Raw genomic sequence first — 20,131 nt, 5'->3', positions numbered from 1 at the left:
CATGAGGAATTTGATGATCTTCAAAATTTTTGTATTTTTTATCAGTGGGGTAAAAGCAGTTAAAACGATTGTTTAATTGTCATCTATAGTAATCGGTGGGGTCGCTGCGTAAGTAATCTTGCTGTAATGTTCCCGCATAAAAACCAATCAATGTATTTTTAGGGATATCTTGTAAAGCAAATAAACCAAAACCTACTTTTTCATTAATAAAGCACAAAACCAAGGCATCACTAATATTTGATTCATTAAAAAACGCCTCTACTTGCTGATCTGGTGTTTTAGTTGCATTAGTATTTTTAAATGATGCAGGCCCCATTAGGTTTTCACACCATGTAAAAGGTGCTCTGCCAAAATTTTTGGTTAAATAACTACTTACTTGGTCTGTCGGGATTTCAACGATAGTGGGTGTTTCGCTTAATGGGCGGTCAGCAATTTTAATGGTACGTTTAATTAAGTGTTCTGGTACATCAAATAAAGGTACATCTGGTTTCTTGTTTTTTTGATCTTGTTCTCGCCAATTAGTAAATAGGGTTTTCATTTATAATATCATTCTATGGTAAGTGTAAGAGGGCGCGTAGTATAAAATTAAAGTATTAAGGGAATATTAAATATGCCTTTTTTGACTGGTTTTCATCACCGGTCCCCTCATTAAAATGAGGAGATTGCTGATTTAGACTGTGAAGTTATCCAATTTCTTCTTCCGATAAGCATTCTTGATAACCTGCAGTTTATTGCTAGACTTTATGTCTAGGCTTAGTTTTTGTTTTACTTTCTTGAAATAACAAAGGATTGGTTATGGTTGCTCCACTAAAAAATAGTTTTTTATCTTTCTTCGTTTTATGTTTATTGAGTTTTAGTACGCCACTTTGTGCAGAAACATCTCCCCAAATAGATACCATCCTTACTGATCAAGCTTCTGATAATCATCCAATGCCTAAAGAGGCCTTTACTAAAGAAACCCCAGTTCTTTATGTTTTTTGGAAATCAACTCAGCTGAAGCAAGGACAAAAAATAAAATCAGTTTGGATAGCAGAGGAGACCAATTATGCTGCTCCACCTAATTATAAAATTGATGAGGTAGAATTAGCACTTGAACCTGGAGCGGCAACTACTCTAATTGCCCTGCTACCGGGTAATCAATGGAGTGGTAAATTTAAAATTACTAAACCCAATAATGGTTGGCCAGTTGGTAAATATCATATGGATATTTATGTAGATGATAATTTAGTGAAATCAATAAAATTTGATGTTGCGCAGGCTACTCAAACTAGTACTGAAAATCAAAGATCGGCTGATGGTTGGGGGGTTATCTCCGTTGACTCTGCAAGCCATGATAAAGGCAGTGCTTATGGTATTGGTGGTGGTGCTTCTCGTGTAGAAGCAGAAAAAAATGCTCAGAATTTCTGTAAGGAAGCCGGTGGTGAACGATGCAGCGTGGTTGTGGCTTATCAGCAGTGTGGTGCCTTTGCTCTTTCTAAAACTCATAACGGAGCGGGGATGGGGGCTAGCAAACAAATTGCAGAAGATATGGCGATAAATCAATGTAAAGACTCAGATTGTCTGATTATTGTTTCTGATTGCAATTAATCAAAAATATTTGACGTGCCGCGGCATACCCGCGGCAACATGGCTTCGCGCAGAAATGCAAAACCTTTTAATGACTTTAAAGTAAAATATGCGGATATAAAACAACAACGTTCAGCTGAAGAGAATGTAGACCAGTCCTTTTATCCAGGGATGGCGTAGAGGGAACTTTCTCAAGATTTGCAGTTGGAGTTACTTGCATAAATTAACCTTTATTTATTAATATGGGCGTAAAATTTTTTACGAATGGGGTTGAGAACGCAGGATGCCAGATATCAATCTTTTACGCTTCGCGCGAGGATGGTTATTTTTATTGTTCATATTTTGGGAGAACATGGCAATAGCGATTCAACCACCATCCATTGGAAATTTTTCCTTATCCTCTTCACAACAACCAGGTCCATTTTTCGCTTTTGGTCAAAATATTATTGATAAAAATCAATTGACAGTTTCTTATACTCCTGATTACTTATACAGTAAAACTCAGAGTATTCTTGAAGGAACTTCATCTCTTCTCTATGGGATAACCGATTCTTTCTCTGTATTGTTGACGCTTCCTATAGCTTTAAAATATGCAACTGGCAAGAAAACCTTGTCTGGGATGGGCGATTTGGTTCTTGATTTAGAATATGCCTTTTATAGTAAGGAAAACGCACATTATTCAGATCAAGCTACGATTATTTTTTCACCCACATTTCCCACCAGTAATTTAGATGAAATTTCTAAGAAACTTGATCCCACTAGTCGTACATCTGGATTTTCTAGAGTAAACGCGCCCTCTAGTTTCAATGCAATGACTTATTTCATTGGCTCAACTTATTCACGCACCTTGGTTGACTGGTATGGGTTTGTTGCTCCAGGAGTTCTATTCATCGACAAACATGATTCCATTGAGCAAGGAACGCAATATTATTACAATTTAGGAATAGGGCGTAATATTAAAGCCGTGGAAAAAAAATATATATTCTTAGGCTTGTTGGAGATAAATGGTCAATATAGCGCTAGGACCAAATTAGGCTCATATGTTGTTCCTAACACAGGAGGAACTATTATTTATGCAACTCCATCGCTTTGGTTTTCTACTCCTAAAATGATTTTCCAACTAGGTATTTCTTTGCCCATTACGCAACGCTGGTATGGAAATCAAAGTAAAGTTTCTTATTATTCAGGAGCTATTATTACTTGGACTATTCATTAACAAGTCGTGGATTGATTTGGGGGCCGGACATACGAACCACGCTAAGTTGCGGAATTCTATTTATAGGCTGGGCAGTTAATCCTTGCAACACAAGATGTATGTTGGTTCCGGTGCGTGAATTGAACAAATCAAGGTATAAAAAATATAAAATTTTAAAAAAATTAGAATAGCATTGAAGATGGAAGGTTTCTTGCATGGAACATAAATAAAAGAGAGATTTGAGATAAACTTGGTTCGATTAGTAGTTTATTGACTAAACCATAATACCCGCGGCATCCACAGATGACTCGTTTTATACGTCGAGTTTTGGATACCACGGATTCTTTTTAAAGGCTAATGGAGCAAAGCTCCATTATAACTACGATTGAGAAGCCCATCACTATAAGAGAGTACAACAACTATTTAATTCTTGTGCCTTATGTTTGAATGAGACAGCCTCTTTAGCAAGTGCATCACTTCTTTCTGCTAAATCCTCTATTTTTTCTTGGCGCTGTAACATGAGTTCAATATTGTTGTGCATTAATTTTTTAGTTTCTTCCAATGTCTCTTTTATTTCATTTATTTTTTCATTTTGCGTATATTTTTCTATGTTACTTGCGGCTGTTACCATGGGTATTTTTTCATCGAAAAGATATAAATAAAGGTAGGACATTTGGGAGGCATCCAGTTTGCAATCCGCAGCAACAATGCAATAATTTTCTTTAACTTTATACACGGAAAACCAATAACTATCTTTATTAAAATAGTGGATTTGAGACGGCTGAATCTGCGTGTCACAAAAGTCAGTGATTTCTTTCTTGGTCGATTCGGGAAAAATTTTACTAAACATACCAAATAAACTATTACCTTGGATATGCCAGGTAAAAGGGGTGTTTCCAGACTTTGTTGCTAAACCAAAACATTTCATCCTTGTTCTCCAAAATAATGAAATTGCCCAATCAGTGCATTTTTAGGATAGCCATTTCAGGCTAGTAATTGCAAGATGATTTTGCACCTATTCATTTTATAAGAGACCTAAAGAATAATTTTTTTTGTTCTAGGCTTTTTTGTGCACGATGTAGGCGATAAAATCAACCCTTTTTAACTGTTGATTAAAGAAATTAATCTCATGAGCGCTTTATGAAACCCATTCATTCATTAAACCTAATTTTAGCTAGCACTTCTCCTAGGCGCTTGCAAATAGTACAAGAGCATGGATTAGCTGCTATTGTTATGCCTGCCAATATTGAAGAAATTCCGCAAAAGGACGAAGAGGCTAAAGCCTATGTAACTCGGCTAGCAAAGGAAAAAGCGCACGCAATTTTGCCGCGGGTTGATGCAAGCTCAGCAGACGTCATTCTTGCAGCAGATACCACTGTAGCTTATGAGAATCATATTTTAGAAAAACCATTCGATGCCAAGGATGCGTATCGAATGTTAAGCATGCTCAGCGGAAAGTCCCATACGGTCTATACGGGTTATGCTCTAGTTTTTTTACCAGAACAACGATGGTGGATTGATTGTGTGGCAACACAGATTACTTTTCACAATCTGACGGAACAACAAATAAAAAATTATATTGACTCCGGAGATCCATTTGATAAAGCGGGGGGATACGGTATTCAAAGTGTACATGATACTTTTGTTAAAGAAATCAATGGTTCCTATTACAACGTGATGGGTTTGCCTATTGAGGAAATTATGAAAAAATTATCAGAAGAGCCTAGCTCAAGTATTAGTTAAAATAGTATTAGGTTTAGGAAGATATAGGAAACCTCTGCCGACTCGATCAAGCTAAAACTAAAACCATCTTGGCCGAATTTTCGCGACTTGCCCGAGAGCCAGCCACGGGAATCCAGTAAAAGACATACAGAATGACTATGCTCCGGGCACCGACTATAATTGGGATAGTAAAGAATACCTCTTCACCTTGTACTTATTATAATGGACATAAGCGGCAATTATTTTTATTAATAATAATGTTTTATAAATCAATGAGTTGCATCACGTGACTCCCAAGTAGATTCATGGGTATGCTAAAAGGAGCACTTATTTAATATTATGATCTCAAAATAAAAAATATCGCAAACGCTATGGGAGTCCGAACAGTTAGGCCCATCAAAAATAAATGCTTTATTGATGAAGGACCTAAAATTGTGGATGAAAAAAGCGCATTGTTGATTGAGAAATTGATACTATCATCGGTAAAAAGAGAAAACACGCCGTTGTTTCGAAATTAAGCGAGAAACAAAGTTTATTATTCTAAAGAAGGAGGAACAGCTCCTGGCGCTTGCGATTTAGTATCCATATATTTAAGGGGGGGCACCGGTGAAAATAAACTTAATTTAATTAGGGAGGATTTCTCACATTGGATGTCTGAGGTTATTACTTGTTTAAACGAATTAGTACACTCCAATAATGCCGTAGTCATCGCAGTTGATGACTCAGCAGAATGTTTTCCCTCGATTAATTGATAGCAAACATTAGCGTTTAATTTTTTTAAAACATTCACTAATTTTTCGGCAAAGATAGGCGGTGCTTCCGTATCTGAATTGCCTTGTACGATACGAATATCAATATCTTTTAATCTGTACAATAATTTTTCATCTAAAAGATTAAAACCATCATAGGCTTCACGAAATAACAGGCTTTCAAACACCGCATGAGTACGTATACTTGGATCAAGTATTAAGGGTATTTGTTGCATTGTTTCTACAGCCTTTAAGCTAGGATCATCATTAAACCATTCAAAAGATGTCCATAAATATTGAGCTATTACATCGTTTTGTTCCACACAAAGCTGATAATAAGCCTCTATAAGTTGCTCGGGACTATTCAATGCATCATTTTTACCTTGTAAGCATGCATAGTTAAATAAGATTTTTAATGCGGTCTCACCTAATTCAGGAAAACGTTCTTTAATTACATCAATATCATAGTATTGATTCATTTCGAGGGGCTGATTTAAAAAAATACCATAGAGAATTAAACCCGTTACTTGCTTTGGGTATTTTAAAGCGTAGGATAAAGAAAGGGTGGAGCCCCAGGAACCACCGAATAACAGCCATTGAGAGATACCTAAAAATTTTCGTAGAACCTCTAAATCCTCTACCATATCCATGATTGTAAGCCCACTAAATTGTTTAGGCTCTGTGTTTGCTTCCATAACCGAAGGTTTCGATTTACCTGTACCGCGTTGGTCGTAAATAATAATATTATAGTAATCTGGATCAAACCATTGGCTATTATCTGGTTGTGAAAAACCGCCGGGGCCACCATGATTATAAACAACCGAAGGCCCCTGGGGGTTTCCATATTGCTCATAGTAGATAGAAGCAGTTTCAGAAACACTTATCCACCCAGAACTATGTAGGGTACTAACCTTATATTTTTGCAAGTTCGGCACTTGAATCCCTTCCTTACTTTCTGCTTGGATGACCTTATTCAGGATCCTAAATAATGATAGCTTCGTCTGTTTGTAGTATTTTCAACGCTTTTTTTCTTTTCTTCGCTAGCAACTTCCAATTTTTTGAACCAAAGACTGACACGTTAATATATAATATTTTCTTTTAAAAAACCAATTGACAAAATGCCTTATTATATTGAAAAAATTCAAAATAAAGCTAAACGCCAAGTGTATATTTTTGAGCAATTATTTATCACTCAATGCATTAGTCTCTTGTAATGCAAATGTATAAGTGAATAATCCAATTGCGGCAATAAAAGATAGCGAAATAAATCCCACTTGAAATCCGTAAATTTTTGTTATAAAGCCTGCGAGAATGTTACTAAGTGATGAGCCGAGGCCTATGCATAGTCAAAGAACACCTACTAAAAAATTAAACCGCCCTGTTCCACTTGCTAAATCAGAAACTATAACTACTGCTACCACTCCAAAAATGCCGGCGCTGATACCATCTAGCAATTGGACAAGCAGTAGGTAGAGGGCGTTTTCTGTTATTGAAAATAATAAAGCCCGTAAAATTAACAATACCTGTTGTTGCTAATGCCATACCAACTTGGCTTGTATCCCATCCTAAATTTGAGCGCAGATAAATAGAGAGAATAGGGCCAATACCTCCTTGAATATAGGCAATGAAAAATATCATTAAACTTAACGCAAATAAACTACGATTTGATAATGAATTTTTCACTCAGTCTCCTTGAGAAAATAACCATGGATTAAAAGATTGATTAATGTAATGGGAGCTCCTATTTTTATAAACGCATAAAATAAAACCCTTAATTCCATGTTTTACTATTTTTAGTAACTGTAATATAGAAGCCACATCTAAAATATATAAATTACTAACAATATTACTAACAACCGCTAAAGATTAGCACCAACTAAGAATATGAAAGAGGCATTAGTACGAGGTTCCATGGCGAAACAAGTGGACATGCACTTATGATCTTTTTGCGTCTGTCAGAGATCTGTTCAATAGCTCAGCTGCTAGCCTACCCAATCAAATATTATGGTGGCGATATCCTTTCGATTATATTCCTGCAGAAAAATATCTATATGAAGAACTCAAAGAGGGTTAATGCTCTGGTCTTTTAGACGGGCCTATGTTGACGAATTAGCTGGAGAGAATGCAAAGATATGTCAGGCCCCCAATCAAGCAAAAATCTGCCCATAAATAGAACTAAAAGTACCGTATTTTTGACGTACTTTATTACCTTATCAATACATTAAACTTTCAAAGTCCGACCAATATGGAGGTGATTTAGGTAGTTGGGCCTGAAATTATCTTCCATCGTGACTCATAAATTTTATTTTAACTTAATGCATTGATAAGGAATTAAAATGCCATTACATAAAAATCTTCCCGAATTTAAAACTAATCCCAATGAAACTATTGATGCAAATTCACCTTTGTTTGTAATCGATTTTTTTGAAGTCTATCTCAATAGAGCAAATCAATCGGTTCCTGATATTCTTAAAATAAAGCCTCTAGTGAATTCAGGTATTACTAAATTTGCCGATATGAAATCAGCGCAAATGGATTGAATTTAACCAAATGCAGAGATTATGCGAAATTTTGCTTATGCATAATTTAAAATAAGACAGGTAAGGCAAGAAAAATAATTAAGGATTATACTTAAGCTATTGCTCATGGAAGGATAAAAATCATGTACGATGACTTGCGTGCTCCCTATAAAGTAACCGATACACCGTCACTGCAATTGGGTGGCATTATCGTGGATAATAAACTAATTCCCGACGCCCCTGTATTTTTAGTTTTAAAATCATTAAACCGCCACGGTCTTATTGCCGGTGCAACGGGTAGTGGGAAAACGAAAACCATTCAGGTACTATGTGAGCAACTGTCCTTAGCTGGGGTTCCGTCTTTGGTGATGGACATCAAAGGAGATGTATCTGGCATAGCAATGCCAGGCCAAATAAGCGATACCCTGAACTCAAGAAGTCACTCGTTAAACCTCTCCTACACACCTAGAGGTTACCCGGTTGAATTTTTAACCCTCAATGAATCATCTACTGGAGTTCCATTACGTGCTACCGTAGAAAGCTTTGGTTCTATCCTTTTCTCTCGGATGCTGGATCTGAATGACACACAAGAAGGTGTGATTGCTATATTATTTCAATACGCCAAGCAAGAAAAACTACCCCTTATTGATTTGGACGACGTTAAAAGCCTATTACAATTTGTGCAAACAAAAGAAGGGAACGCCCAAATTGAAGCGAAGTACGGTTCGGTGGCGGCCGCATCAACCGGTACCATTATGCGTAAAATTGTAGAGCTAGAGGCACAAGGTGGCGGAGATTTCTTTGGTGAGCCTGAGTTTAATGTACACGATTTATTAAATATAAATGGACAAGGCTTAGGAGTGATTTCTATTTTACGCTTGCTCGATATGCAGGATAAGCCTAAATTATTTTCAACATTTATGCTGAAGCTATTATCTGATGTTTATCGAGTAATGCCGGAGTTAGGTGACCCTGAAAAACCCAAATTAGTGCTATTTATTGATGAAGCCCATTTAATTTTTCGTAATGCGAACAAAGCTTTATTAAGTTTGTTGGACACCGTAGTCAAATTAATTCGTTCGAAAGGAATAGGCATTATATTTTGTACCCAAAGTCCCAATGATATTCCGGAAAATATTTTGAGCCAACTAGGGTTAAAAATACAACATGCCTTACGTGCATTTACGGCTAAGGACCGAACAGCAATGAAACTGGTGGCTCAAAACTTCCCATTGTCAACGTATTATAAAACCGAGCAGCTATTAACCGCGCTGGGAATAGGGGAGGCGCTCGTCAGTGGATTAGATGCTAAAGGACAGCCCACGCCGTTAATTCAATGCATGGTAAGAGCTCCTGAGTCACGAATGGGGGTCATAACTGAGCAAGAACTACAACAGATTGTTGGCAACTCTAATTTATATACTCGGTATAAACAAAAGCAACAAAGAAACTCAGCCAAAGATATTTTAGCCGCACAAAAAACAACTCAGACCAACCAAAGTAAATCCGTACCCGATATGGAAAGTGAATCAGGTGCCACGGAACTATTGAAAGCCGTGACTAAAAGTACGTTATTTCGACAAGTAGTACGCCAATTAGTACGTGATTGGACGCGTGCCATTATGTCAGCACTAGGAATTAAAAAGTAAATCAAATAGAACTTGGTGCAAATAATAAATTTATTACTGGAGTTATCGGTCGGGTCTTGAATTTAAATAACGCGTTAAGCTGTTAAATTTCTAATGTGACCAATAAATCTAACTTATTGATTGCTGATGCGGAGCACGCGCTTTCTTCCATCAGCAATCTGTTACTAAACTTATTAACTTATTTTATTAGCATCTAGTCAAAAAGGCGGCTCTATCCTCATCTAAGTATCCCTCATCTATTGCATCGTTTAGACATCTAATTTTTTGATTAGCATGATGTTTATTAACAAGACAATAATATCTACCGAGGTCTTCACTGAATATAGTATCGTCAACATACAGGTGCTGCTTTATTCCATTAACTTGAAAATCAAAACCATCATCCGATAACAGTAAAGTTAGTTTCGAGCTCGAAAAAAAGCTTGGAAACCCGTGGTGGTTATTGCCATGTGCAAGTCCTGAGTAAAATAGATAAGGCTTGGATTGGTGCTCCTTAAGAAATATCCTACGAACGTTTTCGTCAAAGATCGAATCCCTTCTTTGGTAATACTCATCCCAATCTTTTTGGGTGGGATGTCTAAAATATTCAGGACTTCCTTCTCTGGCTTTTTTACAGTCTAGTGCAACGATTCTAATCCCCGCTTGGATTGCTGCCATAGCTACTGCTCTTGTATCCTCATCTCCATTTATTAATCTAGAATTTATGGCCACTGCTCTGTTACCATCTAGTAATTCATCAAATAGGTGTTGATTATTATCGTTGGCAAACTCAAAGAATAATGTTTCTATGCCAATGCTCTTAAAATATTGAAAATTAGCAATCAAGAATTCTTTGGGAAATTTATGGCTATGATATTCGTTTATGACAATTCCAGGCGGAAAACCTTCAACACAACCATTCTGTATTAATGCCTTAAACGATGCATCTAATTGTTTTAATTTATTTTTTTTCTTAATCGCAAGATTAAAAAAACTATTTATTGAAAATTTAGATTGACTCATGATAATGACCTTCATGTACTAATGAAGCGCTTTATTTTGGTTAAGATAAGAAAACCAAGCATCCTAAAACCTGGACACTGGTATTGGTGAGGATTAGTTTGTTAGCGCCGTTTACAAATAATTCCGCCCAACCTCGACAACAGTGTCCAGGCAGCGCATTATCATCATTTGTTGTATGCGTATTTGTTGCATTTAGAAAATATCAATTATTAAATGTAATGGCTACATCATGGCATCAAATTAAACATAAAGTCAAGTTTTTATGAAAATCTGGGGGCATCATTCTAGTCAATGCCCAAGAGCGTCGAAGTGTTTAATACGTCGAATTAAAGAATATTGGTCTGAGGCGTTGAGCGAATTGTTTCATAATCCACTCCCAAGTGGTAAGGTCACTTAATTTTATCTTCAATACTTATAATATCTTTGATAGATAGCCGTAAAAGTTCCATTATTTTCTATATCTAAAATTGCTTTATTTATTTTCTCAATTAACTTTGTCTTATCTGGAAGGGCAATAATGCCATAACCATCTCCTAACAAGATACTCTCTCCAATTAATTTAAGGTCAAAAATATTATTCATCTCTAATCCATAAGCAAGAGCATTGTTCAGTGCAATCACATCGATTTTATGTGTGTGCAAATCAGAGTACAACTCGGAGTTTGAATCATAGGCAATAATTTGATTGTTTTTATGATACGGGGATTGAGTTAGGAGATTATAAAAAGTGGCTCGCATCACCCCAATTCTTTTGTTTTCTACATCCTTTATACCATTGATTGAATTAGTCTTTAAGGTTACGAACTGAACTTTACTTGCTGCATAAGGGATGCTGATAGCATACTGCTTTAATTTGGATGAATCATAGGGTATTGTAAGAATCAGTAAATCAATTTTGCCACTATCCAATAATTCAAATTGATTATTTAGTGTTACTTCTTGGTAGGTGCATGTTTCTTTTATTTGCTCACATATACTGTCCATTAAATCAATGGAAAAGCCAAAATAGAAGACTCCTTTAGAATCATGGGCTTTTTCGACAAGTGGAGGTCCAGAAACGCCCACGCCAACAGTTAACGAGCTGCTAAAAGCTATGCTGGTAATAAATAGCATAAGCATAAAGGCCAGTAATTGCTTCGTTAAAAAACAAGACTCTTTCATGTTATTATTAAGTGATTTTTTTTAAATTTAGAAAGTTACTGGTAATTTGTCAAATCAATCTCAATTGTTCAGAATAGGTTTTATTTCTGAGAAGTACGCAAGGTCCAATATGATTTGGGCTTTAGATTAAAAATCGTAATACGGAGTTGTTGCCCCGTACTACGTAAATCCTCAATACCTCGGTGGAGCGTGCTCAGGGGGTAATGGCACTGTTATCATACTTCTGCTCTGAGCGGAAGATGATGGTGAAAAAAATGCATTTCTGGAGGCGGATATCCTCGCTAGGGGCGATGGATTCCTTTGATCGCTCGATCCTTTCTGTGCCAATGGATGTTGTGTCTCATTCTCTTTGCTCAACATTAAAGAAGGTATTTCCTCTATTCGGTTGGGGCGTCTAAATAAATAGATTAGCTCGCTAGATTCTTTTTGACCTTTAAAGTAATAAATTCCCTGCCGCCAAACTTTCATTTTCATGCTGTCATTATTAATGTCTTTATTTACTAGTTCTAATGTCTCTTGAAGGAGTTTAGCTTCCTTGAAATGTAGTCCAAAAACACCACCAGCCCTAAGAACATTAAAGTTTGTTTCTAGTAAGGGTTTTAAAAATTGGCTTTTATATTTGTCCTTTGTTTCATAAAGTTTCCAGACCTGAGCATTTTCATTATCGCCATTAAGACCATATCTTTCTGACGGAGCAAAAAATGGAGGGGAGGTAAATGCGAATGAAAAATACCCGCCATTTTTTTTGATTATTTCCTTTAATTCAGCTGTTTCTATACCTTGCTGATATAATTGCGTATTAAAATTAGGGTTATATTTGGGCTTTAAATAGGCAACAAGCTGATTTCCAGCGCTAATAACCTTAGGATTAGGATCAAACCCAACATAAGACTTAAATGCTTTCCCCTTGGCGCAAAGAAGTGCTGCTGTTAATCTATCTAACCATCCGATTGATGAATCAAAAAAATTAATCGCACTATCCGCATCAATAATTTTTTCTTGCACCAAGTAATTATATATATCGATTACCGATGTGGGCCTGAAATGTGTGGGCGGGGACCTGCGATTAATTTGCTGCTTTATATGCTTGCCCTCAAAGGTCTTCGAGGAGCTTTTTTTAAATTTTTCAAGAGCTGGGAAAATCGACGTATGCAAATGAGACTCGTCATCCCATGCTTCCTGGTTTGATTTCTTTCCTGGTTTTGAGGTATTAGATATTTCATCTATGATGAAACGATCAGCGATAAGACTTCCGCTGTATGGGTTAAAAGTTAAGATAAATGAGTTATTTTCAGTACTTACAGTTCGCCCATATTCCCATATTTTTTTTATGGAATCTAAATACTCTTCGCCTGAAAAATCAGTCGTATTGTTTAGTGGAATTCCATACTCTCTAATGGTCTGGACTAACTTGATAGCAAAAACCCGAACGAAAAGCTTGGTTATCATCATATCTACGCTTATATTTGCACCGTCACTGGACTCAATTATTGGCTCCATCACCTCATTAAAGTGGTTAAAATATTTGTTAAATACATTTCTAGAAACAGATAAATTCCCCTTTTTAACCAGCTCAGTACTGTCTATCTCGATAATTGAAGTAATTGCCGAGACAAATTTTTCTTTATTTGTCCTATCAATGTAGTACATAGATGGGGAATACCCACCTACGGCGCTATGGGATAATTTTTTTAATAATTCAGTTGTTGCGATTTCTTTTAAAATTGCTTTAAGAGGTATTGGATCATTTATAGGATGCTCAGATATTGCGGAGACCACCCGAGAAACAGAGGTTATTGAGCTTGAAGGTTGGATTGAATTGAAATACTCGCGTTGCTTTAGGAAGGCAGAAATTTGTTGATAGAGAAATTCTGTGGTGAATGTTGGGGCATTCTGTGGAAAAAGTAAGGTTGGCATGTTTGGAGTCTGTGGGCCATGAGATTGCTGTTTGGTTTTTTTAGTAGGCGCTTCCTGGCCTGTGGGTGTATTAGCATGTGACCGCTTTTTAGTTGCTGCTGGTAATTCAGATTTCTTGTTTTGTTTTTTTTCCAATTTAATCCCCTTTTAAGTTATTTTAAAATGATGCGTCAGTTAAATCGCGATGCGCAAATTAAGCACGAAAAGTTAAAATAAAGTCAACTCTTTTGGCTTTATAAACCGATATAGGACACCGTCAAGAAATTCTCCTAAAGGGATTACACCAGGTAGTTATTAACAATCTATTTTGTTGGCTCAACGAGTCTGCAGGTGAAGTCAAACCTCTTGAGGAATGTTTAAGGTTTCTTTAGCATAAATAATCAGATTTTTAATTTTTTAGGCTTTAACCTTGTAGCAAGAACGCCTAGAAGTGAAGGAAGAAATTTATTACTTCAAAATAGCCGTACTTTTAGGGGGGCATAAAACAACAATGATGCTCTACAACCATGATTAAAAAATATCTATGTCAGGATTATTTTTTATAATATCAAATTTATTTCTTATCATTTGTGCTTTCTGGACCAAATGAGATATTCGATAAGGTAAACCGTTCGATGCGAGAGAGTTTCTAAAAAATTCTTTAACCGTGTCCAAATCTTCATTATTACTAAAATAAAAATTGTGTACTTTTTTATTAGAATCAATATACAAGTAGAGCGAAGCGCCTTTTATCCTCTTTTTAATTTTTATAATATTTAAACTAAGAGTTAAATCTCGATTATTTAAAAAATTTCGCCCATTTTTTCCATTAAAATGATGCTTTAGTTGATGAAAATCTTTTTCACTAATAATTAAATTACGTTCCTTTGCTAATTCCTGCAAACAGGAAAAAGCTAAAAAGTAATTTTCATCCCAACCTAGCAATAAAGGTGATAAATACCGAGCCCATTGTTTGTTGGTATGATTCCAAAATATACTATGTATCTCCTTGCAGAAATTAAGTAAATTAATTTCAATCATTCATTTTCCTCATTATTAATCGCGAAATATTTATCCAGCCACTTTTCACATTGTTCTAATGCATCTTTCCGATTTATAAATTTATTAAATACATGACCTTCATCAGCATAATATGTGTATTGCGTATCAATACCATTATTTTTTAAGTGATAATATAATTGAAATACGGTTTGGTACGCATCTGCACCGCCGAGTGCAGGATTAGCCATCAAAAATAAAACCGGAGTATCTGCCGCAGCAGCATGATGGAGAGCCGAATTCTTTAAGTAATTTTCAGGTACTTCCCAAGGAGTACCGCCATACATTGCATAATGACGCTTATTCGGTGATTCATGTAGTGCTTGTGTCCATTCATCTGCCCATCCTTCTTTAGATATAATCGCCTTATATCGATGCGTCGCGACAGCAAGCCAATTTGCTCTTAATGCGCCAGCACTATGCCCAATAAGCGCGAGCCGGGTAGGGTCAGCTATTCCTGCACTGATCAGGGAGTCTACACCGCTTTCAATATCTTTAAGATCACCACCTAAACGATCATGCTCAGTAAATAAGTCGCGAGAAATACCTAAAGCACCAAAAGAAGCCGATGAACGAAATTCCGGCACAAATACGGCATAGCCTTTCGCAGCCCAGAGTTGCCATTCGACTGATGTTGAAACCAGAACACCTCCTGTTAAATGGATGGAATCTCCTGCATCACCACCATGAATATCCACAATTAAGGGGTATTTATTTTCTGTTTTATAGTTTAAGGGCATCACTAATAATCCGCGCATAGATACAGGGTAATCACGCGTCACCCATTCAATTTCGCGAATCTCGCTAAGTGCTATATCGGGTGTCAATATGCTCTGTTTATCGAGCGTTCTATTATGAGAGCCATCATTATGAGCTAATTTCACTACATTATTTCCATACGCGTCCTCACCAATCCATGCGAGCTTTGAACCATCTGGAGATAGAGCATAAGTTTCAATTTTAAGCGGGTCAGCGGTCAATTGTGCCGAACTTTCGGTATTTGTATCGATACGATAAAGCTGGGAATAAGCACCATAAGTTCTTAACGCATAAATATTTTGGCTATCAGGAGACCAGGAAGCTAAGTTGAGTTGCATTTCATTAGTTACTCGATTTAATGTCCTCTCTTGGGTGCGGGCTGTTGGCTCAGTAGATAACAGACCAATACTTAGCATATAACTATAAATAGGATTATCTGCATCATAAAGAAGTGCAATGGATTTTCCATTAGGTGATGGGGTCGGCTGAAGAAATTGTTGTAAACCGTTAAATTGAGCTAACGTTTCTATGGATTTATTGAGAAGATTTAATGATTGAATCCACTCAGTATCTTCTTCGTCATTATAGAAGAAAGTACTACGCTCTTTTACAAACACAATACGTTCAGTTCCAGGAAGCCAAGCGGGATAACGTATAATCGCATCAATTGATGCTAACAGTTGGGACTGCCCTGTAACTCTATCAAGCAATATAATTTTACTTTCCGGACGTTCTTTTTTCTCCCGGGATTTCGCATAGGGTTGATAGGTAAGGATGAGTCTTTTTGAATCAGGTAACCACATGAAATCATAAGAAAACTTATAGGAGCCGCTTATGCCTCCGGTGATTTGTGATAATTGGGTTGTCACACCATTGTTATTATTCCTTAACCAAAGCTGGGTATCTTCGCCTGTTCCTTTAATGTAGGCTATCCATTGTCCATCAGGAGACGGCTTGGGAATACCGCCTTCACCCCAATCCATATATTGATTGCTGTTCAAGTCATATCCCTTGAGCTTAGCCGGCTCTTGTTTGTTAACAGGTAACACATAAATAAGCGTATGATTATTAACCCAGGAAATAGTGGCTTTACTCGAATTAATTGAAGGGAGCTGAAGTAAAACATCTGATGTTATTGAAGACCCAGCACGTGCATGCAGGGGAGGGAGCAGGGATGGGATGTTTGGAAATTCAGCCGCATATAAAGGCTTCTCATCAAAGCAAATGAGCGCGCAGAGAAAAACAATCGCTATTTTGAGGATTAATTTATACATAGTATTCTCTATAGAGGAAAATTAGTTGCCAAGGTTTATACAAATAAAAGCTTGAGAATAGTTCGAGATATATTGAATCATTCTCTGCCTAGCAAACCCAGCGGGGTTATATTTTGTTGACTTGTTCTAACTACTCAATTTCATAAAGTTTAGAAAATCTTCCTGGGAAATTATATCGCAAACATTTTCTGTGGAAGAAAACACAATAACCGCATTACCAGATTGGAGATTAAGCAAAAGTTGTTTTTTCTTAGTCTGAATAGGCTGTTCAAGCTCCCCATAATCAGTACCTTGGCGGGTAATTACCTCAATAATTAAATTATCAAGAGCTTCTTCGCTTAGTAATGTGTGATCAATTTCAATCATATCTATTTTACCTAATTAATTCAGCCCTAAAAGAATAGCGATCCAAGCTGTAATTTTGTTTTGGACAGAGCAGTACATTAACACCAAACCTATGTGAAATGAATTCTGATTGTATATGCCATCACTATAAGAAACATAGCGATAAAGACCAAATATGGCTTTAGGATCACTTTGCTACCTATACGACGATTATATCCAAAAAAGTTCATGCTTATACTCCAGTATGTAAACATATTGACTTAACTTAATATTCTCTTAAGCCATTAATAGTATATTAATTCTCCAATTCGGAACCAAAAAGCCCATAACTATGTCCATGACCTTAGAACAATTAATAAAGCTTTACATACTGCAAAAAAACGCCCAAACAAAAAATAATACCCCTGATTCTAAAAAACTTTTTGCAGACGAATATCAGCGGTTAATGAAAGATACTCCTTTCCAGTTCACTGATAAGATGGCTCCCGCATTGTTTAAAAACCAACCTCAAATTCCTTTTGTGCTTTTTGTACCGGAACATAATGGCAGCGAACAACCTCCCGCTCCCTTAATCATCCATACCCATGGTGGCCCTAATGTTTATATGGATAAAAATAAATTGCATGCAGAAATTGCTTATTTTATTTCTCAAGGATTTGTAGTGGCTTGCCCCAATTATCGTGGAAGCACAGGTTATCCTGAAATTGGTGATAAACCGCTTGAATGGTACAAATGGGAACATGAATGTGAAGACAAATATCATATTTATGGCCCTCAGGACGTTTACGCAGTGACTAAATACGTTCAAGAAATGCCATTTGTAGATAGAGAAAAAATTTATTTGAGAGGTGGAAGTTTTGGTTCTTTCATTAATGCGCATCTCTTAGCCGGGGTTAAAAAAGGAATTTATGAACCTATTTTTAAAGGCGCTCACTTAAGTGGTGGAGTAAAATACCCCATCCCTGCCTCTATGCCCGATGAAGTTCCTCTGCTGATTACGCATTCGGTACACGATGACATTGCCCCATTTAAAGATGCTCGAATATTTATGGAAAAAATGTTACAAAAACAACTCTCTTTTGAAGCAGAAGACATTGTTTGTAATAACCTACAAATATTTATCTCCCAAAGCGGAGATCATCACCTTATTGCCCCAGAATTACAACTTCAAGACGAAGGTAGTAATGCCTATCAAGAGTTAAGGAGCTATTTGAGTCATACAACCCATTTTATTCATGCCTTAGCTGATAATAGTAAATATCAACCTATAGATACTTATGATCAATTCCAAGCAATTATGGCAGACAAAGATCCCCTAATAGATCCCGCACATGAAGTATTGCAACGAGCCTATGGATACCAATTAAGTCGTGAATTAGCACAAAGAACTTTGCCTAAAGAGTATGCCCCCGTTGAGACGACAGAAAGTCCAGCATATTCCGGCCCAACACGAGCTTTACTTAAATTACAATTGGGTGATGATTTTGCTGGTAATCTACACACCGATTTAACGACTTATTTAAAGAGCCATTTCCACCCTATCAATTGGTCGAGTATGAGTCCCAGAAGGGAAAAAATTGGCGATGCAGGACTACAAATATGTGCCAACTCGGATTTTTTTAAGCAAATAATAAAAGCTATAGAACAAGAAGAAACATTTTTGCAGCAACACCCTAACCACATGGTAATGTACCACACCGCTGAACCTAACAGTTTACAACTCTATAGCTTTATTAATTTATGGCAAGCGATACTGACCAATAAATCAAGTGCTACGTTACCTATAATTCAAGAATTACGGCTCTATGATTTTATGAAAAAGGCCTTTGATGATGTTGATGTATTTCTCCTTAAAATGAGACGTAGAAAAACAGATCAAGAAATATTTAATAACACTCCAGGTTTTCAGGAACGAGCCATCGCCTGTAACCCCTCCTTAATTTCAAGTGCTCATACTACTTCTTCTTCTTCGCTCTGGTGGTATTTTAATGCCAAAGAAAATGATCGTACGCCAACAGAACGGATCATCTGCGATATGTTAAAGCTATTGGGTATTCACTCAGAAGAGCGTGTTGCACGTTATATTCAGCTATTTAATCGCGAAAAAAATCGGGAAACCTCGTTAACTCAAGCATTATTACAACAAATCTTTGTCCCTTATGATATTGCGGAAAGATCGGCATATTTATGCCAACTCTGGGGAGAGGAATTTAAAGAAAATGAGATAAATTTGGCTTCGCCCAGTACTATCAGAGAATTAATCGAGGATCCCATTGCCTTAGAACAAAAACTACGTACCCATCAAGGAGTATTTACCAATTTTGGGGAATGTGAGGGATTTGGTGACACTCAAGATGGATTTAACTATGCTAATTCTTTGCAACTTCGATACTTGCCTCGAACCCATAAAGATATCGTATCTGTTTCTTATTTCCGTGATCAAGATGCGCATCAAGATTTTGTAACCGCACTAAGCCAATTAATCTTAGAAGATTATGCTGACTTTTTAGCTTATGGGAGCAGCCTACCTGATTTCATTATACCTGACGCTGAAACCAGCAAGCAAGAACTTATCAGTCAAAGCAAACTGTGCTTTTTTGGACCTAAGTCTCGGGTCAATCTCTATGCACTTAGCCTTCAACAACAAGAGCTTTATAAAGGTTTAATACAAAATCCCAGCAAAGAATTATATGGTGGAATTATTGAGATTGCGCGAGACAGTAAAGCCCAAATCCAAGCAGAGTTAAGAAAAATGCATGATGGAAACATATCTCCGCATCCTATTTTTCCTTTTTCCCTATGCCTGTATTTAGGAGGATATACTTATTATGACTTGCTTAAAGAAGCTGCTATAGCCACCATCTTAAATGGCTATTCAGAAGAATTTAATCAATATGCTCAACAAGAATATCAATTCCTTATGGAGCAGATTGAGTTGTTTAGTATCCCTTCTTCAATAAAGCACCAAACTATGTATGGTGCGACCTATGCTGAGCTTTATCGACTATTCTATGATCGAATCAGAAGGTATAAATTTGATCCTCAAAAGCACCAATTTAATCAACCTCACAGGGCATGTGATGAAGAGTATTTATTTAATATGGAATTAAATAGTGCCATAGAGACTGTTTTAAAACATGCGAGACTAGCCAAAGAGTTTGGCTATGACCATGACGTAGACCAAAGAATTAAAACAGGGATTTATTAAATTGATATTTGCTCTAAGAATAGGGTT

The 20,131-nt window shown here is 36.6% G+C and carries 16 protein-coding genes; 6 read left to right on the top strand and 10 right to left on the bottom strand.

Features of this window, described 5'->3' with window-relative positions; all coding sequences use genetic code 11:
- Positions 1-79 precede the first annotated feature (79 nt).
- The gene (locus E1P08_RS13115; RefSeq protein WP_133137466.1) at positions 80-538 is read right to left on the bottom strand and encodes an SET domain-containing protein; all 459 of its coding nucleotides are present in this window, start codon (positions 536-538) and stop codon (positions 80-82) included.
- Between the two features lie 257 nt (positions 539-795).
- Between E1P08_RS13115 and E1P08_RS13110 the strand changes: the two genes are divergently transcribed.
- Both E1P08_RS13110 and E1P08_RS13105 read left to right on the top strand, forming a co-directional pair.
- Entirely contained in the window at positions 796-1,587 is a 792-nt protein-coding gene (locus E1P08_RS13110) for a DUF4189 domain-containing protein (RefSeq protein ID WP_133137465.1), read from the top strand.
- Positions 1,588-1,918: 331 nt separating this feature from the next.
- Positions 1,919-2,782 carry a hypothetical protein gene (locus E1P08_RS13105; RefSeq protein ID WP_242602463.1) on the top strand — a complete coding sequence of 288 codons (864 nt, stop codon included), beginning with the start codon at positions 1,919-1,921 and terminating at the stop codon, positions 2,780-2,782.
- 379 nt (positions 2,783-3,161) lie between these two features.
- Here the strand turns inward: E1P08_RS13105 and E1P08_RS13100 are convergent, their stop codons facing one another.
- A complete protein-coding gene (locus tag E1P08_RS13100; protein ID WP_133137464.1) occupies positions 3,162-3,689 on the bottom strand; it encodes an R-SNARE family protein in 528 nt (175 codons plus the stop codon).
- Positions 3,690-3,901: 212 nt separating this feature from the next.
- Between E1P08_RS13100 and E1P08_RS13095 the strand changes: the two genes are divergently transcribed.
- The gene (locus E1P08_RS13095) at positions 3,902-4,504 is read left to right on the top strand and encodes a Maf family protein (protein WP_133137463.1); all 603 of its coding nucleotides are present in this window, start codon (positions 3,902-3,904) and stop codon (positions 4,502-4,504) included.
- 514 nt (positions 4,505-5,018) lie between these two features.
- Here the strand turns inward: E1P08_RS13095 and E1P08_RS13090 are convergent.
- Together E1P08_RS13090 and E1P08_RS13085 are read right to left on the bottom strand one after the other, a co-directional pair.
- A complete protein-coding gene (locus E1P08_RS13090) occupies positions 5,019-6,167 on the bottom strand; it encodes an alpha/beta fold hydrolase (RefSeq protein ID WP_165485176.1) in 1,149 nt (382 codons plus the stop codon).
- Between the two features lie 460 nt (positions 6,168-6,627).
- Positions 6,628-6,915: a hypothetical protein gene (locus E1P08_RS13085; protein ID WP_133137461.1), complete on the bottom strand. Its 288-nt coding sequence runs from the start codon at positions 6,913-6,915 to the stop codon at positions 6,628-6,630.
- A 653-nt stretch (positions 6,916-7,568) separates the two neighbouring features.
- On the opposite strand from E1P08_RS13085, the gene E1P08_RS13080 reads away from it, so the two are divergent.
- Positions 7,569-7,772, top strand: a complete 204-nt coding sequence (locus E1P08_RS13080; RefSeq protein ID WP_133137460.1) for a hypothetical protein — start codon at positions 7,569-7,571, stop codon at positions 7,770-7,772.
- Positions 7,773-7,894: 122 nt separating this feature from the next.
- On the top strand, positions 7,895-9,400 hold the full coding sequence (locus E1P08_RS13075; protein ID WP_133137459.1) for a helicase HerA-like domain-containing protein: 1,506 nt from the start codon (positions 7,895-7,897) through the stop codon (positions 9,398-9,400).
- Positions 9,401-9,586: 186 nt separating this feature from the next.
- On the opposite strand, the gene E1P08_RS13070 is transcribed toward E1P08_RS13075, so the two are convergent.
- The 6 genes from E1P08_RS13070 to E1P08_RS13045 form a co-directional block, all read right to left on the bottom strand.
- Positions 9,587-10,402 carry a TraB/GumN family protein gene (locus E1P08_RS13070; protein WP_133137458.1) on the bottom strand — a complete coding sequence of 272 codons (816 nt, stop codon included), beginning with the start codon at positions 10,400-10,402 and terminating at the stop codon, positions 9,587-9,589.
- 405 nt (positions 10,403-10,807) lie between these two features.
- A complete protein-coding gene (locus E1P08_RS13065) occupies positions 10,808-11,563 on the bottom strand; it encodes a transporter substrate-binding domain-containing protein (protein WP_133137457.1) in 756 nt (251 codons plus the stop codon).
- 171 nt (positions 11,564-11,734) lie between these two features.
- A complete protein-coding gene (locus tag E1P08_RS13060) occupies positions 11,735-13,615 on the bottom strand; it encodes a hypothetical protein (RefSeq protein WP_133137456.1) in 1,881 nt (626 codons plus the stop codon).
- A 375-nt stretch (positions 13,616-13,990) separates the two neighbouring features.
- On the bottom strand, positions 13,991-14,500 hold the full coding sequence (locus E1P08_RS13055) for a hypothetical protein (RefSeq protein WP_133137455.1): 510 nt from the start codon (positions 14,498-14,500) through the stop codon (positions 13,991-13,993).
- A complete protein-coding gene (locus E1P08_RS13050) occupies positions 14,497-16,551 on the bottom strand; it encodes a S9 family peptidase (protein WP_133137454.1) in 2,055 nt (684 codons plus the stop codon). The genes E1P08_RS13055 and E1P08_RS13050 overlap by 4 nt, the downstream gene beginning before the upstream one ends.
- A gap of 126 nt (positions 16,552-16,677) precedes the next feature.
- Positions 16,678-16,917: a YheU family protein gene (locus tag E1P08_RS13045; protein WP_133137453.1), complete on the bottom strand. Its 240-nt coding sequence runs from the start codon at positions 16,915-16,917 to the stop codon at positions 16,678-16,680.
- 310 nt (positions 16,918-17,227) lie between these two features.
- On the opposite strand from E1P08_RS13045, the gene E1P08_RS13040 reads away from it, so the two are divergent.
- Positions 17,228-20,104 (top strand): alpha/beta hydrolase family protein, encoded by a 2,877-nt coding sequence (locus E1P08_RS13040; RefSeq protein WP_133137452.1) that lies wholly within the window; start codon positions 17,228-17,230, stop codon positions 20,102-20,104.
- The last annotated feature ends 27 nt before the right edge of the window (positions 20,105-20,131 follow it).

Origin of the sequence: Legionella rowbothamii (genome assembly GCF_900639985.1) — a bacterium.
In the GTDB taxonomy this organism is placed as follows: domain Bacteria; phylum Pseudomonadota; class Gammaproteobacteria; order Legionellales; family Legionellaceae; genus Legionella; species Legionella rowbothamii.
The sequence above is the reverse complement of the archived record's forward strand: the minus strand, read 5'-3'. Positions and strand labels throughout refer to the sequence as shown.

Coding starts and splice junctions, on each gene's coding strand:
- E1P08_RS13075 (WP_133137459.1), top strand. CDS start 7,895: ATGTACGATGACTTGCGTGCTCCCTATAAAGTAACCGATACACCGTCA.
- E1P08_RS13105 (WP_242602463.1), top strand. CDS start 1,919: ATGGCAATAGCGATTCAACCACCATCCATTGGAAATTTTTCCTTATCC.
- E1P08_RS13045 (WP_133137453.1), bottom strand. CDS start 16,917: ATGATTGAAATTGATCACACATTACTAAGCGAAGAAGCTCTTGATAAT.
- E1P08_RS13065 (WP_133137457.1), bottom strand. CDS start 11,563: ATGAAAGAGTCTTGTTTTTTAACGAAGCAATTACTGGCCTTTATGCTT.
- E1P08_RS13070 (WP_133137458.1), bottom strand. CDS start 10,402: ATGAGTCAATCTAAATTTTCAATAAATAGTTTTTTTAATCTTGCGATT.
- E1P08_RS13055 (WP_133137455.1), bottom strand. CDS start 14,500: ATGATTGAAATTAATTTACTTAATTTCTGCAAGGAGATACATAGTATA.
- E1P08_RS13040 (WP_133137452.1), top strand. CDS start 17,228: ATGTCCATGACCTTAGAACAATTAATAAAGCTTTACATACTGCAAAAA.
- E1P08_RS13050 (WP_133137454.1), bottom strand. CDS start 16,551: ATGTATAAATTAATCCTCAAAATAGCGATTGTTTTTCTCTGCGCGCTC.
- E1P08_RS13095 (WP_133137463.1), top strand. CDS start 3,902: ATGAAACCCATTCATTCATTAAACCTAATTTTAGCTAGCACTTCTCCT.
- E1P08_RS13110 (WP_133137465.1), top strand. CDS start 796: ATGGTTGCTCCACTAAAAAATAGTTTTTTATCTTTCTTCGTTTTATGT.
- E1P08_RS13115 (WP_133137466.1), bottom strand. CDS start 538: ATGAAAACCCTATTTACTAATTGGCGAGAACAAGATCAAAAAAACAAG.
- E1P08_RS13080 (WP_133137460.1), top strand. CDS start 7,569: ATGCCATTACATAAAAATCTTCCCGAATTTAAAACTAATCCCAATGAA.
- E1P08_RS13100 (WP_133137464.1), bottom strand. CDS start 3,689: ATGAAATGTTTTGGTTTAGCAACAAAGTCTGGAAACACCCCTTTTACC.